Below are 1,935 nucleotides of genomic sequence, written 5' to 3'. Positions count from 1 at the left end.
GTATGAAGGAGATGCAGTATTCGAGAGAACTGTAGATGAAATATCAGGCCGAAACGAAGTGTGAACTGAAAGTGCGGCAGTAGAATGTGTGACGACATTGCGATAAATGTGGAAGTCTATTCACTATGTTACCAATGAACTAGTCGATAACATAGGCCTTCTATTGTGAAGTCAGTTGGCATGATATTAAGGAAAAAGCGATGACCCTGTGAGACCTTATGATTACTTGGTGTATATCAAGGTACTTATCTATAAGTGTAATTCGAAGTGATAAGTACGTCATGAGGAGTCAGACACTCTCATAGTAGTGAATGATATTGATGCAACAGAACATCAATGTAGCGAAGGGGAGTGACCTTTTACGTTCTTACTAGAATCTATTCATAATGGTAAGAATGACGGTACTGTGGTACAAACGAATTCAAAGTATGATAGAGGGAAAGGAGAAATTTTACTTTAATTTATGGAACCATTAATGAACAATCCAATGAAGTTGAAATATCATTCATTGTACGGACAACTACTACGAGATAGAGTGCTTATGAACGCTTGGAAAAAGGTCAAAGCAAACAGAGGTAGTGGAGGTATCGATGGTGTAACCATTAAGGAATACGCCAAGAATGAACAAGAGAATATATTGAAACTATTGGAGAAACTCAAAGCAAAGGAATATAAACCTACACCTGTGAGAAGGGTATATATTCCAAAGAAAGACGGTAAGAAAAGACCGTTAGGAATACCAACCTTGGAAGATAGAATTGTACAGCAAGCACTAACTGATATTCTAATGCCTAAATATGAAAAATTAGTATTTCATAATTGGTCGATGGGATATCGACCAGGCAGAGGAGTAGAAAGTGCTCTGCAAGTAATCATCAAGAATATTGAATTGGGACGAAACTGGATCTATGACTGTGATATCAAAGGATTCTTTGATAACATTCCTCATAAGAAACTGATGAAAGTGTTAAATAAAGTCATCGCTGATGGGACAGTACTAGATTTAATATGGTCATGGCTTAAGTGTGGATACATGGAAGATGGCAAATACTACAATACCAAGACCGGTCAGGTCCAAGGTGGGGTCATTTCTCCTTTACTTGCCAACATCTATTTAAATGAACTTGATTGGGAACTACACAAAGCTAAGATTTATTTTGTAAGGTACGCAGATGATTTCCTATTGTTTTGCGAAACCGAGGAAGAAGTCATAAGAGCAGGAAACATCGCTAAATCAGTCATTGAATCTTTAGGACTTGAAGTTGCGATGAACAAAACCAAGGTAGTTGACTTTAAGAATGATGATTTTGATTTTCTAGGCTTCCATTTCAATCATTGGAAAACGAGCAAGAAAGGGAATGATTACTACTCAATCGTTCCCACGGAAAAATCAATTAAAACGTTCAAGAAGGCTATCAAGGATAAGACACAAAGGATATGGACTAAACCAAAAGAAGAATGGATAAAGGATATAAATCCTATTATCGTAGGTAAGACCAACTACTATTTGAATGTCTACAAGGCTCTTAAGGTATTTGAAGGTCATATGCAAACACACTGTGTTATTCATGCGATGAGCACATACCTAGATATGATGGACAGTTATGTGCGCCAACGTCTGAGGATGTGTATGATACATAAACATCCAACAGTAAGGAAAGCATATGGGATGTGTTATAAATGGAGTATTGAATTCTTTGCACGCATCGGTTTAGTACCCTCAAGATGGTGGTTCTACTTCAAAATGTGGGGAACTTACACTATAGAAATGTACGTAGAAAAGCAAAAGCATAGAAATAAGGTCATAATGAACAAACGCATTCAGAAACTTAAGGTACAAGGTAAAGAGTATTACACAAAAGAGAGATTAAAAAAAATGGACTATGCTTTCTCAAGATAGTCCAATCATAAATTAAATAAATAGTAAATTGGTAA

General features: G+C 36.4%; 1 protein-coding gene. It reads left to right on the top strand.

What is annotated here, in order from left to right; genetic code table 11:
* Positions 1-541 precede the first annotated feature (541 nt).
* Entirely contained in the window at positions 542-1,900 is a 1,359-nt protein-coding gene (gene ltrA, locus ACFOZZ_RS13260) for a group II intron reverse transcriptase/maturase (RefSeq protein ID WP_376815426.1), read from the top strand.
* The last annotated feature ends 35 nt before the right edge of the window (positions 1,901-1,935 follow it).

Source organism: Catenibacterium sp. GCM10023432 (assembly GCF_042651925.1).
Lineage (GTDB): Bacteria > Bacillota_I > Bacilli_A > Erysipelotrichales > Coprobacillaceae > Catenibacterium > Catenibacterium mitsuoka.
The sequence above is the reverse complement of the archived record's forward strand: the minus strand, read 5'-3'. Positions and strand labels throughout refer to the sequence as shown.

Excerpts from the sequence above, each read along its gene's own strand:
- ltrA (WP_376815426.1), top strand. The coding sequence starts at position 542 with ATGAACGCTTGGAAAAAGGTCAAAGCAAACAGAGGTAGTGGAGGTATC.